This is a genomic window from Nocardia sp. NPDC058666, from assembly GCF_042714895.1.
Taxonomy (GTDB): Bacteria; Actinomycetota; Actinomycetes; order Mycobacteriales; family Mycobacteriaceae; genus Nocardia.
On record NZ_JBHXRY010000004.1, the window covers coordinates 300286 to 324283 of the forward strand.

Genomic DNA, 23998 nt, shown 5'->3' on the forward strand with positions numbered 1-23998 from the left:
CGACCCAACTCACCCAAGCGGACCGAGAGATTGTTCAAACTCAACGCAAGGTCAGGCAGGTAAGCATCAGGACGCGCTTGCGCCAACACCCGCCGAATCTCCACCGCCTCCTCGGCCGCGACCAACCCCTCCTCCCGCCGACCCAACTCACCCAAGCTGACCGACAGGTGCATCAAAATCCAGGCGAGTTGAGGTCAGTTTCGGGTGAAAGACTGTTGGTGCGGTAGCGGTTGGTAAGTACAGCTGCAAGGTCTGCCGCGACCGGGGCGAGGACGTAACTGACGTTTGGAAGGCTGGCTTGCAACTGAATGAGGGTGCCAGTCGAGATGGTGGTGTCGGCGATGATTTCGGAGAGCGCATCGGTCAGTGGTGCGGGCGCTTCGACGCTGGTCGCGACCTCGATGGCACGCGGTAGCAACGTCTCGGAATATTCGCGACACCACCTTGTCAGGCGATGGCCGACTGCGGGAGTCAGCATGGAGTGTGCCGCGGCGCGGGTACATACCGTTAGGAGCTGTCGGGTCTCCTCGTCGGTGCGCAGTTTCGGGATAAGAGATTCGATGATGCAGGGGCGGCTGTGATCGAGTATGAGGAGACCGACGTGATGCTCGGCTAGTCGGTCGGGTGCCAAGCCTGCGAATGACTCCGGTGTTTCGCCGGGATAAAGGTTCATCAGCCAGGCTCGGACATTGTTGCGGGTCAGCAGTGACTGGTCGGCTAGTTCCGGGATTCGGGACAGGACCCTCTCGAGATCGGTCACGGTGGTCGGCGCCAGGACAGCAGTAGCAGCAACAGCATCTTGGAGAGTGGATAGGCCGAGACTGGCGACCAGGCCATAGCCGGTGGCGATGTCGGTCCAATAGAGGCGCTCGTGGTCCAGGACCCGATCCTCCAAGCTGCGCGCCCTCACGAGGAGAGGTGGTGTGTCAGTGGCGGTGTCGAGGAGTGCGATCATGGCACGCATCTGCACAGCCAATGCCGTGGTATCGCTACCGCTCTCAAGGGGATCGGCGGCCAAGACCCGCTCGGCGGCGCGAGGCCAGTCTGTGTTCGCAGATGGACCATCCAACGCCGGCAGGGCGGCAGCGAACGCCTCGACCGACGCCCGATACGTGTCCATGCGAGATTTCGCCGATTGGTCCAGGGCTGGCAGCTCGCTGATGGGAGCGGTGTCGATGAGGTCGGCGGCGATTTCGCTGCCCCTGGCGATCCTGGGCCACCACTCCCCGAGGGCGCGGGCCATGAGCAGAATTTTCACCGGCCGATCCCCAACCACGGTGGCGAGAGCGGTGAACAGGTCTTGGACCTGGGTGACGCGCGTTTCGGCGTAGTCGATGATCACCAACAACGGGGTTGTGACCCTAGCAATCACCGCCAACTGGTCGGTGGCGGTGCGCGGGTCCAGCCACAGGACCGTCCAGCGCTGCACGGTGAGTTGGTCACCGAAATGCTGTGCCAGCCTGGTCTTTCCCTGCCCGCCCTTTCCGTAGACCAGTCGTGCCCCTATGCCCGGCCTGTCGGCCCATGCCCGCAGTTCCTCGAGCAGTTCCTCGCGTCCTGGGCGAAACGGAACCACCGCGCGACGCGCCAGCAGCAACGATGCTGGGGTCGCGGCGGGCTTCACGGAGCGAAGGGGCGATTGGCGGTCCATCAACCCCTGCAATTCGACCGGCTCCCACCGCAATCCGTGCGGGCCGACATGCTCCTCGATGACTGCCCGAAACCCGGCAGAAGCCAGCAGTACGTACGCCGGCACCACAGCAAGGGCCGCGTGTGAACGATGAGCAGGATCGAGCGCGACGACACCGACAAGCGGGTTGTCGCCGATATGCGAGCTCATGCTGAAGACGGCACCGCCGGAATGTCCCGCCCAGGGCGAATCACCGAGATCGGTCGGAGGGTGGGCATCGAGCTCGAGGATGTAGCGGTTTCGGACCAACCCGCTTCCCGGACTTATCACCCCGGTCGGTTGCGCAGTCTCTGTGGGCGAGCTGTCATGCTGCGCGAAATCCGGCAAACCCCATGTCCTGCACGGGATCTTCGGCTCATGCGTGACGGTTCGACCCCACACCGTCGGGCGCATGACAGGCGGCTTCCACGTCGGGTCGCCGAGGTGAACCAAGGCGGCATCGTCCCGTCCACCGGGCTGGCCGCGCCACACCACAGTCCCCCGGTATATGCCAGCTGCGCCGGGGCGGAACAAGCGCACCTCGGCGCCGAGTTCCCCGACCACGTGAGCGGACGTAAGCACCAGCAGTGGCGCGATCAGGTATCCGGACCCCGCACGCTCGCCCGTCACCCGCAGCAACTGCTCCCACCGCACCGAACCACCCCACCCCTTCTTCGAAACCCCTCGACCCGAGAGGCTTTCGGTCTTGCCGTCTAGTTACGGGTCGATCCGCTCGGAAAGATCTCCCGGTCCGTCCTCGCCGGGGTCGCTGCCGACCAGCACGTCGCCACCGCCCGGCAGCTTCGGGGTCAGCGACAGAGTCACTCGCTGTTTACGGGCGTGACCGACGCCGGCCTCCACATCCCCGGTAACCACCCACGCCTTGAAACCTGCCTTCGCCTTCGCATCCCGACGCAGTTCTACCTCGAATGACATCTCGATCGGCCCCACCGCGAACTGCAATCCCGCATCACTTCCCTGCGCTGCGGCACGCACCAACTGGTCCCGCAGTGCCGCGACAGCGTCGCCCAACTCGATATCCATGATCTCCCCATCGTCATCGGCATACAGGCCGCTACATCGTATGCGCCGAGCCTTCCCTCCGCCCACTACTGCAACGAAACCGGTTGGTGGCATTCAACTTTCACCAGGACGGTAGGAGGATGGCGACATCTACCTCATCGTGGGTGGCGGGCACATACCAGTCTCCGGTGAACACGGCAGCGGTTGTCTACCCGCACAGTGGAACTCACGGTGCTCGGTAGGAGACCGATTGGTACAGTCCGCGCCATGAGGGACGTTCGTTTCACACGTAGGACGGCGCTGCGTGCAGCCGGAGTAGGGATCGCGGCAGGCGCGTTGGGGGTCGGGTCCGCGAAGGCGGATCAGGGGAAGACCGCGGTCGTGATCGGGAGTGGGTTCGGTGGGGCGGTTGCCGCGTACCGGCTGGGTACGGCGGGTATCAAGACAATCGTGCTCGAGCGGGGTCGTCGGTGGCCGATCACTGCGGCGGGTGACACGTTCTGTTCCAGTTCCGCGCCCGATCGTCGCGCCGCCTGGTTCAGCGATTCGCCGGTGTTGTCGCCGATGCAGCAGGTGCAGAAGATCGACCGTTATGCCGGGGTTTTGGATGCCGTGCGCGGCAACGGGTTGGTGTCGCTCTACGGCGCCGGTGTCGGTGGTGGCTCCCTGGTTTTCGGCGGGTTCCTCGCCCAGCCGCGCCGCCGCGACTTCGAAGCCAGCTTTCCCCGCGAGCTCAGCTACACCGAGATGGCCGACGTCTACTACGCGCGCGCCCGCAAGAACCTGGGCGGCGGTCCCCTGCCCGCCGACATCCTCGCGCACCCGAGCTACCTCGGTGCGCAGTCGTGGCTGCGTGACATCGCCGACGCGGGCCTGGAACCGCATTTCTTCGACTTCGGTATCGACTGGGACATCGTGCGGGCCGAACTGGCCGGCGAACGGGTGCGCTCCATTTCGATCGCCGAGATGAACAACGGGACCAACTCCGGCGCCAAGAACAGCGTCGACCGCAACTACCTGGCCTGGGCCGAACAGACCGGCAAGGTCACGGTGAAGCCCTTGCACGAGGTCACCGAAATCCGGGAATCCGGAAAGCAATTCACGATCTCGGTACGCCAGCTCGACGAGTTCGGCACCACACTGAGCACCACGCAGGTCGTGGCCGATTACCTGTTCATGGCGGCGGGCTCGTACTACACCCCCGCGTTGCTGGTGTCGGCGAAGGCGAAGGGGCACTTGCGCAATCTCAACCAGCATGTGGGCCAGGGTTACGGCACCAACGGTGACTTCCTGTTCAACCGTCTCAACAATCGTCGCCCGTACGGCTCGACCCACGGCGGTCCCGGTGTCGCGTTGGTCTACGACGACACCCATGAGCGCGGTTCGATCTCGATGGCGTGGCAGGCCGTGCCGCCGATCGGCGGGGTCGACTTGAACAGTCTCACCACCCACCTGATCATCACCGACCCGCAGCACCGCGGTTCCATCGATTACAACGCCGCGCTGGGTCGCGCCGAACTGAACTACCCCTTCCCCGAGGGCAATGAGGCGGATCTGCGTTCGCAGTGGATGGCGGGGAAGTTCAAGCAGTTGGCCGATGATCGAAACGGGTTCGCCGCCAACGGTGTTCCGGTGTGGCCGCGGCAGATCGGGATGGGCAGCTACTCCAGCTACCACGGTCTGGGCGGCATGGTGATGGGCAAGGCCTGCACCACCGACGGTGCGGTGCACGGGTACGACAATCTGTTCGTCGTGGACGGGTCTCTGCTGCCGGGCTCGGCCGCGCTGGTCAATCCGTCACTGACCGTGGCGGCGTTCGCCGAGCGGTGCATGGACAAGTTCTTCACCGCGGCACGCTGATTCAATGCGAAGGGGTCGCGCGGCATAACCCGCGCGACCCCGTAATTCTGTTGCGGGACAACCGCGGTGGACTCAGCTCGCGGTGGCGTACTCGGATTCGATTGCGGGAGAAGCGGTCCGGCGCGAGTGGCCGAACGCCACGCCCACCATCGCGGGCAGGAACACCAGCAGCAGGATGAACGACGCCGCCGAGGTCAGTTCGTAGAGCAGGCCCGCGTCGCCGAGTTCGATGCCGGGCACCTGGTCCAGCATCCAGCACACCGCCGAGCTGACGATCCCGGCTACGAAACCCACGACCAGCCACCGCACGGTGAGCCCGTCGGCGCCCGAGCGTCCGTCGCGCACGCCCCAGGCGACCACCACCGCCACGATCACGAGCAGGCAGCCCGCACGCCAGAAGGTGCCGTGGGTGGGCCAGGAGTCCATGACGAAGCCGAGCAGTACGCGCAGGGTCGTGACCACTGCGGCGAGGACGGCGGCTCGTAACACCCAGGCGGTCATGGGCAACACCTTAACTCGATAGAACTAGAACCGGTATCAATTCTGCGGATCGGTGAGAGCTGCCGCCATCTGCGCGCGGGGGGCAGGCCGGCCGGTGAACTGCTCGACCTGACCGTAAGCCTGGTTCAGCAGCATCTGCATGCCGCTGACCACGATGTGTCCGGCGGCCTCGACCGCGGTCGCCAGCGGTGTCGGCCAGGGGTTGTAGATCGCGTCGAGAACGACCGGCGCGGCCGCAACCGAAGTCGCGATCGCCGCGGCAGCCGAGGCAGGCACCGTGCTGACCACCGCGCCCGCGCGAGCACACGCCGCGCGCACCTGGTCGGAATCCAGCGGCACCACGGTGGCGACCATGCCGAGCTCGTCGGCCAACGACAACGCACTGCGCGCCCGTCCGGCATCGCGCGCGACCACGGTCACCGTCTTCGCGCCCAGTTCCGACAACGCCAGCAGCGCAGGCCGAGCGGTACCACCGGCCCCGATCACCACGGCCTCGTCGATCGTGGACACCCCACCGCCGCGCAACGCGCCCAGCACCCCGTCGACATCGGTGCAATCCGCACGCCACCCGGCATCCACCCGCACGAGCGTGTTCGCCGAACCGACCAGCACGGCCCGCTCCGTGCGCTCGTCCGCGAAAGCCAGGGCGGCTTCCTTGCCCGGCATCGTCACCGACAGTCCGACCCATTCCGGGCCGAGTCCGCCGACGAACCCCGGCAGCTGCGCGGCGTCGCATTCGATCCGCTCATAGGTCCAGTCCAGACCCAACGCGCGATACGCGGCCAGGTGCAGCTGCGGCGAGCGGGAGTGCGCGATCGGCTGACCGAGCACCGCCGCCTTGCGCGAGATCTCAACGCCCACTGTCGAGGATCCCGCTCTGCTCCGCTTTCACGATATTGCGCAGATGCTCGGCGTAGGTCTCGGTGAACAGCGTCGTGCCCTTCTTGTCGATGGTCACGAAGTACAGCCACTTGCCCGGCTCCGGATTCTCCATCGCCTTCAACGCCTTGATCGACGGTGCCGCAATGGGATTCGCGGGCAGGCCGGGCATGGCGTAGGTGTTCCAGGGCGTCACGCGGCTGCGGTCGTCGTCGGTGGTGGCGACCTCGGTTTCGTCGAGCGAGTAGTTCACCGTCGAGTCGAACTGCAACGGCTGGTCCACGCGCAGGCGGTTCACGATCACGCGCGCGACCTTCGGCATGTCCGGGGGCAGCGCCTCACGTTCGACCAGCGAGGCCGCGATCAACGTCTGGTACGGGTTGAGCTGGGTTTCCGCGCCCGAACGCAGCAGCCCGGTGGACTCGTACAGTGCCGCGCTGGAGGTGATCAACTGACGCAGGATCCCCACCGCGCCACCGCTGGGATCGAAATCCAAAGTGCCGGGGGCGATCAGGCCGTCGAGCTGCCTGCGCCGGTCCGGTGCGGCCGCGACCTGCTGCTTGGCCCAGTCGGGCACGCCCAGGGCAGCGAGGTCGGTGCTCGAGCCCGCGGCGTCGAGCTGTTCGTAGGTCACGCACTTGGCGGTGGGTGCGGCGCCGAGGCAGCTGGCGCCGGCGATCTTGGTGTAGATGCCTTCCTTGCGGGCGCCGGTGTGCACGTCGAGCTGGTCGTGCAGCAGCCGTCCCTCGGAGACCACGACATTGCCCACGCGCGAGTGGTCGGCGACCAGGGTGGTCACCGCGTGCTCGGCGGGGCTGTTGAGCGGCACGGAGTAGAAACCGGGCTGCACGTTGTTCATGTTCGAATTACGCACGGCCGCTTCGTAGAACGCCTCCGAGCTGGCTACGACACCCTTCTCGTGCAGGGTGTCGGCGATCTGGGTGGCGGTGTCACCGGGATGCACCTGGACCACCACGAGCTCGCCGGGCGGGCCCGCGAAATCCTCGGCGGGGGTCAGGCCGCCCACGAGTTTGTACCCGGCGAAACCGGCCGCGGACACGACCAACACCAGGAACACCGCCGCGACCACCCACATGTTGCGGCGGCGCTTCTTGCGCTCGGCGGCTTTGCGGGAGGCGATCCGGGATTTGGCGCGGGCGGACTTGCCCCGTCCCGAGGGCGCGCCGCGTCGGGCACGCTCGGGCGCGGGGGCACGCTGGCCGACCCGACGCGGCGGCACGACCGGTTCGGGCTCGGGTTCGGCGTCGACGATCTCGTCCTCGTAGACCTCGTCCACGTACGGCGGGATCACGTCGGTGCCGTCTTCGTCCCACTCGCCGCGATCGGGTTCCGGGCGAGGTTCGCCGCGCACGGTGCGGGCATCGATGCCCCAGTCGTTGCGACGGGGATAGCGCCGATCAGCCTCGCGCGCTCGGTAGCGTTCCTCGGCCCTGGTCCATCGGTCGGTCATGCATCATCTCCGACCGCATTCGCCGTGTGTGCGTCCTTCAACATCGAACTCCGCTCGTCCAACCATCCTTGCAGAATCGACACGGCTGCCGCCTGGTCGATCATCTGCCGCTGGCCACGTGCGCGAACTCCACTGTCGCGCAGCGCACGTGCAGCAGACACCGTAGTCAAACGTTCGTCGGAAAGGCGTATCGGAATCGGGTCGATCACCCGCCGCAACTGCTTGGCAAACTTGCGTGCGATACCCGCCGCGGTACCGTTTTCGCCGCGCAATGTGCGTGGCAGGCCGATGATCACCTCGACCGCTTCATACTCCCGCACAATGTCGGCAATTCTTGCGATATCGGCGGGGGGACCGCCCGCGCGCCCACCGGACTTCGCGCGCGCGACGGTTTCCACCGGCGTGGCGAGGATGCCGTCGGGGTCGCTCGAGGCGACCCCGATGCGCACGCTGCCGACGTCGATCGCGATCCGGCGACCCCGTCCGGGATCGGTCTCCGGGTGCGGTCGGTCGGCCTCGGTGTCCGACGACTCAGGGGAGGTCATCAGCCGGCGAGTTCGGCCACCCGGGCACGGACCGCGGTCAAACCGGCCGGGATGCCCGACGGATCCGAACCCGCGCCCTGCGCCATTTCCGGCTTGCCGCCACCGCGTCCGGCGATGCTGGGGCCGAAGGCGGCGACCAGATCACCGGACTTGAAGCCCAGATCCTGCGCGGCCTTGTTCACGGTCACCACGAACGGCGCCTTTCCGTCGACATTGCCCAGCAGCACGACCACCGCGGGCTCGCTGCCCAGTCGGCCACGGATGTCGGTGGCCAGGGTCCGCAGGTCGCCCGCGGACACGCCCTCGGGCGCCGCGGCGGCCACCAGACGCACCGCACCGACCCGCTCGGCCTGGTCGGCGAACGTGCCCGCCGACGACAGCACCGCGGCGATCTTGGTGCGCTCGAGTTCCTTCTCCGCCACCTTCAGTCGCTCCACGAGCTGCTCCACGCGCGCGGGCACCTCGTCCGAGGGCACCTTCAGCGAGGACGCGACACCGGCCAGCAGCGCACGCTCCTTGGCCAGGTACTTGTAGGAATCCAGGCCGACGAAAGCCTCGACGCGACGCACGCCGGAACCGACCGAGGACTCGCCGAGCAGGGTGATCGGGCCGATCTGCGAGGAGTGCTCCACGTGGGTGCCGCCGCACAGTTCCATCGAGAACGGGCCGCCGATTTCGACCACGCGCACTTCGTCGCCGTAGTTCTCGCCGAACAGCGCCATCGCGCCCATTTCCTTGGCCTTGGGCAGATCGGTGACGAAGGTGTTCACCGGGAAGTCCGCGCCCACAGCGTCATTGGACACGACCTCGATATCGGCCTTCTGCTGCTCCGACAGCGCGCCCTGCCAGTTGAAGTCGAAGCGCAGGTAGCCGGGCTTGTTCAGCGAACCGGCCTGCACGGCGTTGGGGCCGAGGATCTGGCGCAGCGCGGCGTGCACCATGTGCGTACCGGAGTGACCCTGGGTGGCGCCGCGACGCCAGGCCGGATCCGCTTGTGCGACAACGACATCGCCCTCGGTGATCTGACCGGCCTCGACGGTGGCCTTGTGCACCCAGACCTTCTTGGCGATCTTCTGCACGTCGTTGACCTGCAGCTTCAGGCCGTTGGCGGTGATGGTGCCGCGGTCGGCGATCTGGCCACCGGACTCGGCGTACATGGGGCTGCGGTCGAGGATGACCTCGATGTCGCGACCGGCGGTGGCGACCGGGACGCGCACGCCGTCGGCGATCAGGGCGAGGACGTTGGCCTCGGAGGTGAGTTCGTCGAAACCGGTGAACTCGGTGGCGCCGCGGTCGACCAGTTCCTTGTAGACGGTGAGATCCGCGTGGGCGTGCTTGCGGGCCTGGGCGTCATCCTTGGCGCGCTTGCGCTGCTCGGCCATCAGCGACCGGAAGCCCTCTTCGTCCACGGAAAGGCCTGCCTCAGCGGCCATTTCGAGGGTGAGGTCGATCGGGAAACCGAAGGTGTCGTGCAGGGCGAAGGCGTCGGAGCCGGTGATCTGCTTGCCGCCCTTGGACTTCACCGCGGTGGCGGCGTTGTCGAACAGGGTTTCGCCGGTGTTGAGGGTCTTGAGAAACGCCATCTCCTCGCCGACCGACACGGTCTCGATGCGCGCGAAATCGGTGGCGAGTTCGGGGTAGGACGGGGCCATCAGGTCGGTGACGACCTTGATCAGCTCGGCCATCACGGGCTTTTCGGCGCCGAGCAGCCGCGCCGAGCGCACGATGCGGCGCAGCAGGCGGCGCAGCACGTAGCCGCGGCCGTCGTTGCCGGGGTTCACGCCGTCGGCGATGAGCATCGCGGCGGTGCGGGCATGGTCGGCGATGACGCGGAAGCGCACGTCATCGGTGTGTTCCACACCGTAGGAGCGGCCGGTGAGTTCCTCGGCCTTGTTGATGATCGGGCGCATCAGGTCGGTCTCGTAGACGTTGTCCACGCCCTGCAGCAGGAACGCGACACGCTCGACACCCATGCCGGTGTCGATGTTCTGCTTGGGCAGCGGGCCCAGGATCTCGAAGTTGTCCTTGCTGGTGCCCGCGCCACGCTCGTTCTGCATGAACACGAGATTCCAGATCTCGATGTAGCGATCCTCGTCGGCCTCAGGACCACCCTCGACGCCGTATTCGGGGCCGCGGTCGAAATAGATCTCCGAACACGGACCACACGGGCCGGGGATACCCATCGACCAGTAGTTGTCGGCCATGCCGCGACGCTGGATGCGGTCGGCGGGCACACCCATCTCGAGCCACATGCGCTCGGTCTCGTCGTCGTCGAGGTAGACCGTGACCCACAGGCGCTCGGGATCGAAGCCGTAGCCGCCGTCTTCGACACTGTCGGTGAGCAGCGTCCAGGCCAGGGTGATGGCCTCACGCTTGAAGTAGTCGCCGAAGCTGAAATTGCCCGCCATCTGGAAGAACGTGTTGTGGCGGGTGGTGATGCCGACGTTCTCGATGTCGAGGGTGCGCACGCACTTCTGCACGCTGGTCGCGGTGGCGTACGGCGGGGTCTGCTGACCGAGGAAATACGGAACGAACGGGACCATACCTGCGTTGACGAACAACAGGTTCGGGTCGGCCAGGATCAGCGAAGCGGTGGGAACTTCGGTGTGTCCGGCACGGACGAAATGGTCCAGGAACCGTCGTCGAATCTCGTGGGTCTGCACGAATATCCAGCTTACCGGTGCGGTCCAGGTGCTTTTTCATCGACCGGGGTGGTCCGCACCACTATTGCCCGCGCACGATCTTGCGTAGCTTGTCCACGCGCGGGCCGATGGCGCGTTCGTTGCCGTGTTCGGTGGGTAAGTAGTAGTCGGTGCCGACCAGTTCGTCGGGCGGGTACTGCTGGGTGACCACGCCCTCGCGGGAGTTGTGCGGGAACTTGTAGCCCTTGGCATTGCCGAGCAGCGCCGCGCCGGTGTAGTGGCCGTCGCGCAGGTAGGGCGGGACCGAGCCCGCCTTGCCGCGGGAGACATCGGACATGGCCTTGTCGATCGCCTTGGTGACCGCGCCGGATTTGGGGGCGGTGGCCAGGTGGATGGTGGCCTGGGCCAGGGCGAGTTTGCATTCGGGCAGGCCGACCTGCTGGACGACCTGGGCCGCGGCGGTGGCAGTTTGCAGGGCCATCGGGTCGGCCATGCCGATGTCCTCGCTGGCGTGGATCATCAGGCGGCGCGCGATGAAACGGGGGTCTTCGCCGGCCGCGAGCATGCGGGCCAGGTAGTGCACGGCGGCGTCGACGTCGGAGCCGCGAATGGATTTGATGAAGGCGCTGATCACGTCGTAGTGCTGGTCGCCCGCGCGGTCGTAGCGCACGGCGGCCTTGTCGACGGTGGCCTCGACGGTTTCCAGGTCGACGGTGCCGTCGGTGGCGGATTCGGCCGAGGCTTCCAGCGCGGTCAGTGCCCGGCGCGCGTCGCCACCGGCGATTCGGACGATGTGTTCGATCGCGTCTTCGGTGACAGCGATCGTGTCGGCCAGGCCGCGCGGGTCGGTGATCGCGCGTGCCAGGACGGTGCGGATGTCGTCGGGGGTCAGCGGTTGTAGTTGCAGCACCAGCGAGCGTGACAGCAGCGGGGAGACCACGGAGAACGACGGGTTCTCGGTGGTCGCGCCGACCAGCAGCACGATCCGGTTCTCCACCGCGGCGAGCAGCGCGTCCTGCTGGGTTTTGGAGAAGCGGTGGATCTCGTCGATGAACAACACGGTCTGTTCGCCCGCGGTGAGTCGGCGACGGGCCAGGTCGATCACCGCGCGCACGTCCTTGACGCCCGCAGACAACGCCGACAGCGCTTCGAACCGGCGACCGGTGGCCTGCGACAGCAGCGAGGCCAGGGTGGTCTTTCCGGTGCCGGGCGGGCCGTAGAGCAGCACCGATGCCGCACCCGACCCTTCGACCAGCCTGCGCAGCGGGGAGCCGGGGCCGAGCAGATGCGCCTGGCCGATCACCTCGTCGACGTTGGCGGGACGCATCCGAACCGCCAGCGGCGCGCCGGAATCACGACGAAACGCCGCGTCGGCGCCGGAGTCGGCGGACGCGCGTTCGCCGGGCACGTCGAAAAGGCTGTCGCTCACGTTGTGCAGGGTACTCAGCCCCTCCGACATGTTCGGGGAAGCGCAGCCGCGACCCCCGTTCGACCGGCCGATGCCGAACGAACAGCTGCCCAAAACATGGACAGTTGACCAACACTTGTCGCAAAGACTTGCGCGGAAGCCTCGCGTGGGATGAAATCGCTGATCGTGGCCGAAATCGCCGAAATCCCCGCCGAGTCCTCCTTCGCTCGACGCACGCTGTTCAAGGGCGGCAGCGTCGCCGCGGTGGCGGCACTGACCACCGTCGCGCTGACCGGCCGCGCCGCCGCGACCAGCGGGGTGTTCCAACACGGCGTCGCCTCGGGCGACCCGCTACCGACCGCGGTCATCCTCTGGACCCGAGTGACCGTCGCCGAGGACGCCACACCCGGCTCCGGCCTCGGCGAAGCGACCCCGGTGCGCTGGGAGATCGCCACCGACCCGGACTTCGGCACCCTGGCCGCCACCGGCACCGTCACGGCCTCGACCGGCACCGACCACACCGTCAAGGTCGACGCAACCGGCCTGACCCCCGGTCAGGACTATTACTACCGCTTCACCGCCTGCGGCCAGACCTCCCCCGTCGGCCGCACCCGCACCGCCCCCGCGCCCGACTCCGACGTCGACCGACTGCGCCTTGGCCTGGTCTCCTGCGCCAACTGGGAAGCGGGCTGGTTCGGCTCCTACCGGCACCTGGCCGCGCGCACCGACCTCGACGCGATCGTGCACCTGGGCGACTACATCTACGAATACGCCCGCGGCAAGTACACCGGCCGCAACGGCGCCGTGCGAGGACACGACCCGGTCAACGAGATCGTCAGCCTGTCCGACTACCGCACCCGCCACGGCCAGTACAAGACCGACCCGGACCTGATGGCCCTGCACGCCACCGTGCCGTTCATCTGCACCTGGGACGACCACGAATCCGCCGACAACTCCTGGCGCGACGGCGCGGAGAACCACGACCCCGCCACCGAGGGACCGTGGGCCGACCGCAAAGCCGCCTCCGCCCGCGCCTACCTCGAGTGGATGCCGGTGCGCGCGACCCGCAACGACGGCCAGGTACAGATCTACCGGCGACTGCGCTTCGGCACCCTGGCCGAACTGTCCATGCTGGACCTGCGCAGCTACCGCGACGAGGAAGCCGGACCGGTCGCGGGCTGGCGCCACGCCGACGACCCGTCCCGCACGCTCACCGGCCGCACCCAGATGGAATGGCTCACCGCGGGCCTGACCTCCTCCCCCGCCCGCTGGAAGCTGATCGGCAACTCCGTGATGGTCGCGCCGCTGGTGTTCCCGCCGCTGGAATCGGCCACCACCGAGGCCATCACGACGGCGCTGGGCATCCCGCAGGGCGGCATCACCGTCAACGGCGATCAGTGGGACGGCTACACCGCCGACCGGCGCACCCTGTTCGACGCGATCTCGCACAATCAGGTACGTGACGTGGTGTTCCTCACCGGCGACATCCACACCTCCTGGGCGTCGGATCTGCCGGTGAACCCGGCGAACTACCCCGCGGGCCCGACGGTGGGCGTGGAGTTCGTCATCCCGTCGGTCACCTCGTCCAGCGTCGGTGACACGTTGAAGATGCCGCCGCGGACGGCGTCGATCCCCGCCGAAGAGGCCATCAAGGCGGCCAACCACCACCTGCGGTACGTCGAACTCGACTCGCACGGTTTCGGCGTGCTCGACGTCACCGCGGGGCAGACCCAGATGGACTGGTTCTACGTCCTGGACGTGACCGATCCGGGCACCGGCGTGCGCCACGGGATGTCGTTCGCGGTGCCCGCGGGTGGCCGCATCGAACAGCGCGCGACCCCGACGAGCTGAGCCGGGCGCGGGGGGGGGGGGTCCCCCCCCCCCCCCCCCCCGCGACTACTCCGACCAGCGTTCCTCGAGCATCGCCGAGACCTGTTCGGCGAAGTCGCCGACCGCGTCGTCGCCGGTCATCCTGGCGTCCTCGGCCAGCGCGGACCACCGGTTGATCAGTGCCTCCGAGCGCGGCACCGAAAGCCCGTGCTCGCGGGCGGTGGCGACGCGGGCGTGGTCGGCGGGCAGGAACCAGTAGGTCGACAGCCACACCCAGATCAGGCGGGCTTCCAGGATCCGTTCGGCCAGGATCGTGTCGTCGGCCAGCGACGGCCACACGCCCACCACCGCGGAGCGCCAGGCTTCGACCATTTCCTTGGCGCGACTGCGCGCGAGTTCGAAATCGCACAGGCAGCCGGGGAACGAGACCAGCGCGTAGGCGATATCGAGGGTGGCGTCGCGGAAACCGCCCCACTCGTAATCGAGGAAACGCGCGCCCTCGTCGTTCATGATCACGTTGTCGGGGCACAGGTCCGACGGGCTGAACGCGCGATAACGGCCACCGGTGAACAGGCGGTTGCCCGCCACGATGCGTTCGGCGATCTCACCGGGCACGTCGATCCCGAACTCGGCCTGCAGCAGGCCGGGCACCTCGGCGATGGCGGCTTGGGCCTGTTGCGCGATGCCGTCGACGCGATGCACCGAGTCGACCCGGCGCATCAGTGCGACGAAGTCGGGTTCGCGGCCCACGGTCGCGGCGTGCATCCGGCCCAGTGCCTGCGCGAACGCCATCAGCGAGTTGCGGGTGCCCGGTTCGACCCTGGCCTGCAGCACGGTGGTGAGCAGCGCGTTGTCGCCCAGGTCCGACAGCACCAGCAGACGGTCGGGCACGCTGTGCGCGATCAGGAACGCACCGGGTCGCTGCTCGCGACTCAGCGCGGTGGTGAACTGGTAGGACACCGCCTCGCGTAGGAACGCCGCGTCGATGCTGGCGACGCCGGGCGCCATGCCACCGGTGCGCCGCTCGGTAGCGGTACCGCGCACCTGTTTCACGATCAGCGTGCGCGGCAACGAGAATGCGTTCTCCGCAACACGCACGCGTAGGACTGTCGTCCTACCACTGCCGCTGAGCTCTACCGGATCACTCAGCTTTACCGGAGCACCCATTCGCTTTGTGAGCAACTGTTGTGCTGCGGATACGACGTCGGCGGCGCGTTCGGCCAATAGTGCGATCATCGCCTCTCAAACTACTCGTAACACGTCACTTCTAGCGAGCGGTTGCACAACCTTTCCGCGTCGCTCGGCGTGTTGGCGCCGAGGTTGCGCGGATGTGCCTGTTCGCTTGACACATCAGCCGGTTGTCGGGTTTTCTCATCGTGAACTGCTGTGCGCCACACCGCAAACCGGTTGAGTCGAAAGGTCTATCACAGTGACCGACACTCCGTACGCCGCATCGAGCGATTCACCGGGCGGGTCGCCTGTTCCGGGCGGTGGCGGAAAGTTCGCCGACTCCGCGGGCAGACACGAGGGCACCGGCGCCGCACCGACTTCCGGTACGGGACCCAGCCGACACGGAATGGCCGGTAACGCGGGCTATCCGCAATTCGAAGGGCCCGGCGCCGCACAGTACGGGCACGAACCCGTCGAACCCGCACCGCCGATTGCCGGCGCGGGCCCGCAGTACGGACCCGAGGGCACGGGTTCGGGTTATGCCGTGCCGCAGACGAAACCGGAGAGTTCCGGGTATCCCGCAACCCCCGCGTCCGGCGTGTCGCCCACCGGCGGCCCGCAGACGCCCGGTTACTACCATTCGGGAGCACAGGCACTGGATGTCGGCCAGTCGCTGAGCTACGGCTGGGAGCGATTCCGGGCCAATCCGGGGCCGTGGCTGGGCGTGATCGCGGTGGGGGTGTTGATCTATCTGGGGTTCGTCGCGGTGGTCCAGATCGTCGAGCCGACTTCACCGTTCAGCGTGCTGCTGCTGTTCCTGGTGGTCATCGTCGCGCTGTGGTTGCTGCAGGCAGCGATGGTGCGTGGCGCGCTGTACGAAACCGATGGGTACCCACCGGCTTTCGGGTCGTTCTTCCGATTCGTCAACGCGGGCAATGTCTTGCTGACGTCGCTGCTGTCGTTCACGATCACGCTGCTGTTGTCGTCGCTGTGCCTGGCGCCGGGGTTGATCGCGGGGTTCCTGTGCATGTTCTCGCTGCACTTCGTGATCGATCAGGACTATGGCCCGGTGGACGCGATCAAGGCCAGTGCGCAACTGGTGCTGGCGAATCTGTGGGCGTGCGTGCTGTTGGCGTTGACGGTCATCCTGGTCACGCTGGTCGGGGCGGCGCTGTGCGGGCTCGGGTTGTTCGTGGCCGGGCCGGTCTGCGTGATCGCGGTGACCTTCGCCTACCGGATGCTGACCGCCGGACCGGTCGCACGCGTGTAGCGGGTCAGTGCTCGAGCGCTGACCGCATGCCGATGGCCCGCTTGAACCGTCCGAGCGGGCCCTTCTCGTCGCCCGCCTTCGGTCGAAGTTCCAGCACCAGCACTCCCGCGACGACGATGCCGAGCAGGTTCACCGCGAGCTGACCCGCGGACTCGAACGCCCGATGCCACTGCCCCAGCGTCGCCGCGACCACCGCGTACCCGGCGGCGGGCACGGTCGTCACCGAGATGAACACCCCGATCAGGGCCGCCGATTTCGCGGTGACCAGCGACAACATCCCCGCCGCACCGGCCAGCAGCGCCACCACCAGGGAGAACGGGCCGACCTCGTAGATGAAGTCGACGCTGTGCGCGTCGATGATGCCCGCGGTGGTGATCCAGCCGAACTGCTCCCACACGATCGTCGCGCCGAGGGTGACCACCATCGCGATCGGGAACGCCACCGCCAACGCGATCACCGAGCGACGCGCCAGCCGCCAATTGCGACGAACCAGCGCCACCGACAGCGCGGCCAGCGGTCCGAACTCCGGGCCCACCACCATCGCGCCGACGATGGTGACCGGCGAATCGGTGGCCACGCCGATCGCGGCGAGCAGGCAGGCGATGGTCAGGAACGCGACGAAGGTGGCGTTGAGCGAGGCTTCCTCGTGAGTCTCCTTGAGCAGTTGCTCCCAGACCACGGCATCGGAGGGATCGCCCGGCGCCGCCCGCACCGCGCGGTCGGCGGCATCGGACAGCACCGCGGTGACCGGGCCCAGCGTGATGCCGCCGTGCTCGACGATGCCCAGCGCCTTCACGTCGGCCAGGACCTTGTTGGCGCCTTCGCGGGCCACGTCGGCCTGGACCAGATCGCCCGCGGGGTCGATCGCCATCCCGCGCGCCACCGTGAGATGGGTGACGCCCGCGTCGGCTTCCAGGACCCGGATCAGCTCGTCGGTCTGGTCGGGCGGGCTGATCACGCGCAGATGTAGCACCGGTGTCCTCCTGGTCGGTATCGCGGGGGGCGATACCGATCAGAAGGTACCGGGCTACGGTGCGTGTCGGCTACTTGTCGGCCGCAACAACTTTCGGCGCGTCGGGCGCACCCTTGACCACCGGTTTGGCGTCGATACCGGCCTCCTTGCGCTGCTGCGCGGTGATCTGCGCGGGCGCGTCGGTGAGCGGGTCGACGCCGCCACCGGTCTTCGGGAACGCGATGACCTCACGGATGGAGTCCTCGCCGGCCAGCAGCGCGGTGATGCGGTCCCAGCCGAAGGCGATGCCGCCGTGCGGCGGGGCGCCGAACGCGAACGCGTCGAGCAGGAAGCCGAACTTGTCCTGGGCTTCCTCGTTGTTGATGCCCATCACCGAGAACACGCGTTCCTGCACGTCGCGGCGGTGGATACGGATGGAACCGCCACCGATCTCGTTGCCGTTGCAGACGATGTCGTAGGCGTAGGCCAGCGCCGAACCGGGGTCGGTGTCGAAGGTTTCGAGGGACTCGGGCTTGGGCGAGGTGAACGCGTGGTGCACCGCGGTCCAGGCCGAATGACCCAGTGCCACATCGCCACTGGCGGTGGCCTCGGCGGCGGGCTCGAACATCGGGGCGTCCACGATCCAGACGAAGGCCCAGGCGTTCGGGTCGATGAGGTCGCACTTGCGGGCGATCTCGCCGCGCGCGGCACCCAGCAGCGCACGGCTGGACTTGACCGCGCCGGCGGCGAAGAACACGCAATCGCCCGGCTCGGCGCCGACCTGCTTGGCCAGCCCGTCCCGCTCGGCGTCGGTGAGGTTCTTGGCCACCGGGCCGCCGAGGGTGCCGTCCTCGTTGATCAGGATGTAGGCAAGGCCCTTGGCGCCGCGCTGCTTGGCCCATTCCTGCCAGGCGTCGAGCTGACGTCGCGGCTGGCTCGCGCCACCGGGCATCACGACCGCGCCGACGTACTCGGACTGGAACACCCGGAAGGTGGTGTCCTTGAAGTAGTCGGTGAGCTCGGTGATCTCGACACCGAAGCGCAGGTCTGGCTTGTCGGAGCCGTAGCGCCGCATCGCCTCCGCGTAGGTCATGTGCGGGATCGGGGTGACGATCTCGTGGCCGATCAGCTTCCACAGCGCGGTCAGGATGTCCTCGGCCAGCAGGATCACATCCTCCTGGCGCACGAAGCTCATCTCGATGTCGAGCTGGGTGAACTCCGGCTGCCGGTCGGCGCGGAAGTCCTCGTCGCGGTAGCAGCGCGCGAGCTGGTAGTAACGCTCGATGCCACCGACCATGAGCAGCTGCTTGAACAGCTGCGGGCTCTGCGGCAGCGCGTAGAAGCTGCCCGGCTGCAAGCGCGCGGGGACCAGGAAGTCGCGGGCGCCCTCGGGCGTGGAGCGGGTGAGCGTGGGGGTCTCGACCTCGACGAAATCGTGGTCGGCCAGCACCGTGCGCGCGGCGGCGTTGACCTTGGAGCGCAGGCGGATGGCGCGGCCCGGGCCTTCGCGACGCAGGTCGAGGTAGCGGTACTTCAGGCGCGCCTCGTCGCCGGGGGTCTCGTCGAGCTGGAACGGCAGCGGCGCGCTCTCGTTGAGCACGACCAGTTCCTTGGCGTCGAGCTCGATCTGCCCGGTCGGCAGCTCCGGGTTCTCGTTGCCGTCGGGACGCCGTTCCACCACACCGGTGACCTGCACACAGAATTCCGCGCGCAGCTTATGGGCCTGTTCGGCCGCATCGCCGTCGCGGAAGACCACCTGCGAAACGCCCGAGGCATCACGCAGATCGATGAAGGTCACACCACCGTGGTCACGACGCCTGGCCACCCAGCCGGTGAGGGTGACGGTCTGACCGGCCTGCTCGCCTCGCAGCGAACCAGCCAAGTGGGTGCGCAGCACGGTATTCCTTTCGACAGACTTTCGTGGACTGGTCGCACCGCGAAAACACGCGGTGCACTGCCATCGTAGTGAGACACGGTGCCCGGAGGAAAACCGATATCTTCCCCACCGTGTCAAGCTTGTGACACTGTTCACCGTCTGCGGCATCCGCCGACGGTGAATCATGCTGTGAGGCAGCTGGACCACCGAGCGAAGGCGAGTACCGCGATGACCTTCAACGAAGGTATGCAGATCGATCCCGGCCGGGCATCGTCGGGCGGCGGACCCGGCATGGGCGGCAAACTCGCCATCGGCGGTGGCACGGGCGGTCTGATCCTGTTGGTGGTCAGCCTCCTGTTCGGCGTCGACCTCACCGGTACCGGCGGGAGTCCCGCATCCAGTGGGCAGTACGGGGGCGCCGAACCCGGCACCGCGGGCACTCCGGCGCACTGCAAGACCGGCGCCGACGCGAACAAATACGTGGACTGCCGGGTCGTGGCGACCGCGCAGAGCCTGGACTCGGTGTGGTCGGTGCAGCTGCCGAAACAGACCGGCACGCAGTACGTGAAGCCGAAGCTGGTGCTGTTCACCGGCTCGGTGAGCACCGGCTGCGGCAATGCCACCAGCGACGTCGGCCCGTTCTACTGCCCCGCCGACCAGACCGCCTACTTCGACACCGGGTTCTTTCAGGAACTAACCGACCGCTTCGGCGCGAGCGCGGGACCGTTGGCGCAGGAGTACGTGGTCGCGCACGAGGTCGGCCACCACATCCAGAATCAGCTCGGCGATATCGGCAAGGCGCAGCGCGATCCGCAGGGCGCGACGTCGGGCGCGGTGCGCACCGAGCTGCAGGCCGACTGCTACGCGGGGATCTGGGCCAACTTCGCCGACAAGCAGCCCTCCCCCGGCGGCGGGCAACCATTCTTGAAGCCGTTGTCCGACAAAGACATTCGCGATGCCCTGTCCGCGGCCAACGCTGTCGGCGACGACCGTATCCAGCGCAGCGCCGGGCGCGGGGTCAATCCCGAGTCGTGGACCCACGGGTCCTCGGATCAGCGGCAGAAATGGTTCCTCGTCGGCTACCGGACCGGTTCGGTGCAGGCCTGCGACACCTATTCCGCACGTGACCTGGACAACCCGCCCGGGCTACGCTGACCCGCGAACGCGACACCCACGCACTGACTTTCGATCGAGGGGAACCCATGCGCCCGACCATGACCGGACTGCTCGTCTGCGCGCTCGCGCTGCCCGGCGCGAGTGCCGTCGCCCAGGCCGATCCCGCGCCGCTACCGCTGGTGAGCCTGACCACGATCCCGGCGGGCTGGACGCAGCGCACCGACCTGCGCCCGGTCCTGCAGATCTTCCCCGACGGCACCGCCGTGCACATGCCCGACGCGGCGAGCAAGGACCGCAAGCCCGAGACCGCGCCGAAGAAGGTGACCGGAAAGGTTGCCGGCGATGCGATCTCGGCCGCGCGCGACGAGATCAACGCGCTGAAGGACACCGACTTCGGTATCCCGACGGGCGAGAACCGCGGCACCCAGATCATCGACCTGATGCCCGAGGACTCCACCGACGACGCCCACCTGGTCGTCTACTCCCCCGAGGCGTCCGACGGCCTCAACCCGGAGCAGAAGGCCGCCCGCAAGCGCTTCGCCGACCTCTACAAGAAGCTGGTCGACGCCTTCAAGAGCTGACGCGTTCCACAGTCGAGGTTGCGCCGCGGAGCCACACTCCGGGCGCAACCTCCACCGCTCAGAACCGGTCGGCTTCGGGTTCGCGTTCGTCTTCGTGGACCGCGCCGATGACCTCGGGCGTGGATTCACCCAGCGGTCCGGTGAGATCGTCGTTGCCCGTGCGGCTTTGGTAGAACTGCACGTTGCGACTGTGTTCTTCTTCGTTGTTGCCACGGCCCGCGCCCGCTCCCGCGCCGCCGCCCATCATGCCGGAGGTACCACTGGCGCCCGCGGCGCTGGTCGCGCCCATTCCACCGGGGGTCATCGCGCGCCCCGCGGGCACGGCCGAACCGGGGATGGCCGCGCTGGACTTCGGGGTGCCCGCGCTCGGCACGCCGGCACCACCACCGGCGCCACCGCCACCACCGCGCGCTGCTCCGAGCGCGCCGAGTGCGGCACCACCACCGCCACCGCCACCGCTGCCACCCGAGCCGCCTGATCCGAGACCGGCCGGGACGGTCGAGCCGGGCGCACCGGTGCTGGGGTTCGCACCCGCTGCCGCGGTCGAGCCGTCGCCGCCGCCCAGCGCTTCCTGCGCCTGGGTCATCAGCGGCTCGCCGATGTTCTCCGAGACCGCCGACAGTGCTTCCTCCGGCGACGGCAGACCGCTCTGGCTGGCCAGCTGCCCGACCACATTGCTGAGTTCGCCGGTGTATCCCATGAGCTGTCCACGGGTGATGTTGACGACCGAGACCGCCTCACCCAGATGCGTGGTGGCCAAACCGATCAGCGTGGCCTGGGTCGGCGGCAGCATGATCGTCGGCGCCAGCGCCGTGGCCTGGGCCGCGAACGTGGTGGCGATCGTAGTGAGCTGCGCGTTGCCGGTCTGCACGACCGCGGCGGCCTGCTGGGTGAGCGCGGAGATGTCGATGCCGCGCTGGCCGGTTTCCTGCCCCTGGGTTTGCGCCTGCTGGCTGGCCGTGGTCGCCGCGTCGGCGGCCTGGCCCTCCCACAGCTGCTGGACGGTCTTCACGCCACCCTGGGCCAGGCTCATCGCCTGTTCGATGACGGCCGAGGACTGACTTAGGATCGCGGTGGGGTCCACGGAGTTGAAAACGCCGGTGCCGAAGCTGCTGAGCAGGTCGAGGAACGGCTGGAACAGCGCGTCGACACCGGGCAGCGCGGGCAGTGACACGCCGTTCATCAGCGCGGCGACCGGATCTTGCGGCAGTGTCGGCGCGGCGGCGGACGGGCTCGCGGCGGCAGCGCCCGAAGCACCCGACGTGCCGGTGAGTGCCGCTTTGGCCTGGTCGAACGCGGTCATCGCGGCGGCCGAGGCGGGCGCGGTGAGCTCGGCGACCGTGCCCTGCAGGCCGCTCAGCGCGGACGAGGCGTCGTGGGAGATGCCGGACAGGATGTCGGAGGGCAGCATGTCCTGCGGCTGCCCGCCACCGAAGCCACCAAGGCCGCCCAGGCCCGCGGGCGACATGCCGCCGTTCTGGGCTTCGTCGGTGATCTTCTGCGCGAGGGTGAAAACCGCTTCTTCCTCGGCCGCGAGATCGTCGGGCACCTGCATCAACGGCACGTCCAGGATCGCCTGGGTATCCAGCGGCAGCGCACCCATCGCCGAGGACGCCATCTCGGCATCGGCGGTAGCCAGCGCGGCCTCGGGGGCGATGACGCCGCCATCGGAGCTCAGCGGTTTCATGCCGCGCCTCCGAGTCCGGCGGCCTGACGCGCGAGCTCGGCGGCATTGTCGATATCGGTGGTCTCGAAGGTCACCGACGACTTGAAGGCGGCGTCGGACAGCGAGCTGAACCGGGCCGACAGATCGTTGATGTCCTTGGCCTGCAACGCTTGTGCGGCCGCGAACATCGCCAGGTAATCCGCGCCGATGAGGCCGAACACCGGCGTCGCCGCCGACACGCTGGCCACCAGATCGATGTTGCCCGCGGCGGCGACCTGCCCCGCCACAGCGCTGTTGGCGGCCGCGAACGCCGCGACCCCTGGTGTCTCCACCGAGACGTGATTCATGCGAAATCCCCCAACTCGTCGTGAAAAGTCTGCCATAGACCGCGATCAGCGGCCGCGAAACTCCCGACGCGACCCACCCGACTGCGAGTGGCTCCGAATATAGCCGAACACCCCGACAGTTTTCGAGTCGTATCACCCTCGATTCGCGCGACCCACTAGGAAAACTAGAACATGTTCTATACCCTCGGGCGCATGAAGGTCGCAGTGACCGGCGCAGCCGGCTACCTCGGTACCAATCTGATCCCCCTGCTCGTCGAGCGCGGCCACGAGGTGGTCGCCATCGACCGAGTCGCCCCGACCATCGACGATCCGGCCGTGAGCTGGATCGACGGCGATGTGCTGAACCCTGTTTCGATGCGCGCGGCACTGACCGGCGTGGAGGTGGTGTACCACCTGGTCGCGCTGATCACGCTCGCCGAACGCAACGACCTGGCATGGCGGGTGAACACCGAAGGCGTGCGCGTGACCGCCGAGGCCGCGCTGGCATCCGGGGTGCGCCGGTTCGTGCACACCAGCTCCATCCACGCCTTCGACCAGTATCGCGCGCACGGGCACATCGACGAGAAGTCCGGCCGGTCCGACGATCCGAGCCTGCCCGTCTACGACCGGTCCAAATGGTCGGGCGAACTGGCGTTGCGCCCGGTGATCGAGCAAGGCCTGGACGCGGTGATCGTGAACCCGACCGGCGTCTACGGTCCCGCCGACAACCTCGAGCGGCTGTCCCGCCTCAACAGCACCGTCGCCCAGGCGATGCGAGGCCGCATCCCGGTGATGATCGGCGGCGGCTTCGACCTGGTCGACGTGCGCGACGTAGCACTCGGACTGATCCTGGCCGGCGAGAAGGGCCGAACCGGCGAGAACTACCTGCTCGGCGGCGAGATGATCACCATGCTCGACCTGTGCCGGATGGCCGCGGCCCGCACCGGCGCGCAGGGCCCCCGTTTCGCCATCCCGGCGAAGTGGCTGGGTGCGCTGCTGCCGGTGCTCGAGCCGATCAGCAGGCGGCTTGGCTCCGACATCCTGTCCAAAGCCGCACTGGGCGCGCTGATCTCGGCGCCGATCGTCGACCACGGCAAGGCCGAACGCGAACTCGGCTACCGTCCGCGCCCGACCGCGGAGACCGTCGACGATCTGGTCGATTTCCTGCGGGCGCCGCGTCAGGCTTGACACCCGTTCGAACAAATGTTCGACT

19 protein-coding genes are annotated in these 23998 nt (G+C 67.9%); 6 read left to right on the forward strand and 13 right to left on the reverse strand.

Features of this window, described 5'->3' with window-relative positions; all coding sequences use genetic code 11:
- Positions 1-172: 172 nt before the first annotated feature.
- Entirely contained in the window at positions 173-2233 is a 2061-nt protein-coding gene (locus ACFWVD_RS13075; RefSeq protein WP_379242249.1) for a hypothetical protein, read from the reverse strand.
- A gap of 153 nt (positions 2234-2386) precedes the next feature.
- Positions 2387-2713, reverse strand: a complete 327-nt coding sequence (locus tag ACFWVD_RS13080; RefSeq protein ID WP_379242250.1) for a trypco2 family protein — start codon at positions 2711-2713, stop codon at positions 2387-2389.
- Positions 2714-2959: 246 nt separating this feature from the next.
- On the opposite strand from ACFWVD_RS13080, the gene ACFWVD_RS13085 reads away from it, so the two are divergent.
- Entirely contained in the window at positions 2960-4552 is a 1593-nt protein-coding gene (locus ACFWVD_RS13085) for a GMC oxidoreductase (RefSeq protein WP_379242251.1), read from the forward strand.
- 72 nt (positions 4553-4624) lie between these two features.
- On the opposite strand, the gene ACFWVD_RS13090 is transcribed toward ACFWVD_RS13085, so the two are convergent.
- The 6 genes from ACFWVD_RS13090 to ACFWVD_RS13115 form a co-directional block, all read right to left on the reverse strand.
- Positions 4625-5053, reverse strand: coding sequence for a B-4DMT family transporter (locus ACFWVD_RS13090; RefSeq protein WP_379242252.1), 429 nt, complete (start codon positions 5051-5053; stop codon positions 4625-4627).
- Between the two features lie 36 nt (positions 5054-5089).
- Positions 5090-5914, reverse strand: a complete 825-nt coding sequence (locus ACFWVD_RS13095; RefSeq protein WP_379242253.1) for a shikimate dehydrogenase — start codon at positions 5912-5914, stop codon at positions 5090-5092.
- Positions 5904-7403 carry an endolytic transglycosylase MltG gene (gene mltG / locus ACFWVD_RS13100; RefSeq protein ID WP_379242254.1) on the reverse strand — a complete coding sequence of 500 codons (1500 nt, stop codon included), beginning with the start codon at positions 7401-7403 and terminating at the stop codon, positions 5904-5906. The genes ACFWVD_RS13095 and mltG overlap by 11 nt, the downstream gene beginning before the upstream one ends.
- A complete protein-coding gene (ruvX, locus tag ACFWVD_RS13105) occupies positions 7400-7948 on the reverse strand; it encodes a Holliday junction resolvase RuvX (protein WP_379242255.1) in 549 nt (182 codons plus the stop codon). Before ruvX ends, mltG begins: the two co-directional genes overlap by 4 nt.
- Positions 7948-10611: an alanine--tRNA ligase gene (gene alaS, locus ACFWVD_RS13110; protein ID WP_379242256.1), complete on the reverse strand. Its 2664-nt coding sequence runs from the start codon at positions 10609-10611 to the stop codon at positions 7948-7950. The genes ruvX and alaS overlap by 1 nt, the downstream gene beginning before the upstream one ends.
- Positions 10612-10672: 61 nt before the next feature.
- Positions 10673-12049: a replication-associated recombination protein A gene (locus tag ACFWVD_RS13115; RefSeq protein WP_379242257.1), complete on the reverse strand. Its 1377-nt coding sequence runs from the start codon at positions 12047-12049 to the stop codon at positions 10673-10675.
- Positions 12050-12169: 120 nt separating this feature from the next.
- Between ACFWVD_RS13115 and ACFWVD_RS13120 the strand changes: the two genes are divergently transcribed.
- A complete protein-coding gene (locus ACFWVD_RS13120) occupies positions 12170-13849 on the forward strand; it encodes an alkaline phosphatase D family protein (protein WP_379242258.1) in 1680 nt (559 codons plus the stop codon).
- A 45-nt stretch (positions 13850-13894) separates the two neighbouring features.
- Here ACFWVD_RS13120 and ACFWVD_RS13125 read toward each other — a convergent pair whose 3' ends face one another.
- A complete protein-coding gene (locus ACFWVD_RS13125) occupies positions 13895-15064 on the reverse strand; it encodes a phosphotransferase family protein (RefSeq protein WP_379242259.1) in 1170 nt (389 codons plus the stop codon).
- A 193-nt stretch (positions 15065-15257) separates the two neighbouring features.
- Between ACFWVD_RS13125 and ACFWVD_RS13130 the strand changes: the two genes are divergently transcribed.
- On the forward strand, positions 15258-16268 hold the full coding sequence (locus ACFWVD_RS13130; RefSeq protein ID WP_379242260.1) for a hypothetical protein: 1011 nt from the start codon (positions 15258-15260) through the stop codon (positions 16266-16268).
- A 4-nt stretch (positions 16269-16272) separates the two neighbouring features.
- Here ACFWVD_RS13130 and ACFWVD_RS13135 read toward each other — a convergent pair whose 3' ends face one another.
- Complete coding sequence (locus ACFWVD_RS13135) at positions 16273-17241, reverse strand: DUF389 domain-containing protein (RefSeq protein ID WP_379242261.1); 969 nt, start codon at positions 17239-17241, stop codon at positions 16273-16275.
- 70 nt (positions 17242-17311) lie between these two features.
- Positions 17312-19117 carry an aspartate--tRNA ligase gene (aspS, locus tag ACFWVD_RS13140; RefSeq protein ID WP_379242262.1) on the reverse strand — a complete coding sequence of 602 codons (1806 nt, stop codon included), beginning with the start codon at positions 19115-19117 and terminating at the stop codon, positions 17312-17314.
- 207 nt (positions 19118-19324) lie between these two features.
- Between aspS and ACFWVD_RS13145 the strand changes: the two genes are divergently transcribed.
- The gene (locus ACFWVD_RS13145; RefSeq protein WP_379242263.1) at positions 19325-20251 is read left to right on the forward strand and encodes a neutral zinc metallopeptidase; all 927 of its coding nucleotides are present in this window, start codon (positions 19325-19327) and stop codon (positions 20249-20251) included.
- A 47-nt stretch (positions 20252-20298) separates the two neighbouring features.
- On the forward strand, positions 20299-20793 hold the full coding sequence (locus tag ACFWVD_RS13150; RefSeq protein ID WP_379242264.1) for a hypothetical protein: 495 nt from the start codon (positions 20299-20301) through the stop codon (positions 20791-20793).
- A gap of 58 nt (positions 20794-20851) precedes the next feature.
- On the opposite strand, the gene ACFWVD_RS13155 is transcribed toward ACFWVD_RS13150, so the two are convergent.
- Both ACFWVD_RS13155 and ACFWVD_RS13160 read right to left on the reverse strand, forming a co-directional pair.
- A complete protein-coding gene (locus ACFWVD_RS13155; RefSeq protein WP_379242265.1) occupies positions 20852-22480 on the reverse strand; it encodes a hypothetical protein in 1629 nt (542 codons plus the stop codon).
- Positions 22477-22806 (reverse strand): type VII secretion target, encoded by a 330-nt coding sequence (locus tag ACFWVD_RS13160; RefSeq protein ID WP_379242266.1) that lies wholly within the window; start codon positions 22804-22806, stop codon positions 22477-22479. The genes ACFWVD_RS13155 and ACFWVD_RS13160 overlap by 4 nt, the downstream gene beginning before the upstream one ends.
- A 192-nt stretch (positions 22807-22998) precedes the next feature.
- Between ACFWVD_RS13160 and ACFWVD_RS13165 the strand changes: the two genes are divergently transcribed.
- Positions 22999-23973 (forward strand): NAD-dependent epimerase/dehydratase family protein, encoded by a 975-nt coding sequence (locus tag ACFWVD_RS13165; RefSeq protein ID WP_379242267.1) that lies wholly within the window; start codon positions 22999-23001, stop codon positions 23971-23973.
- The last annotated feature ends 25 nt before the right edge of the window (positions 23974-23998 follow it).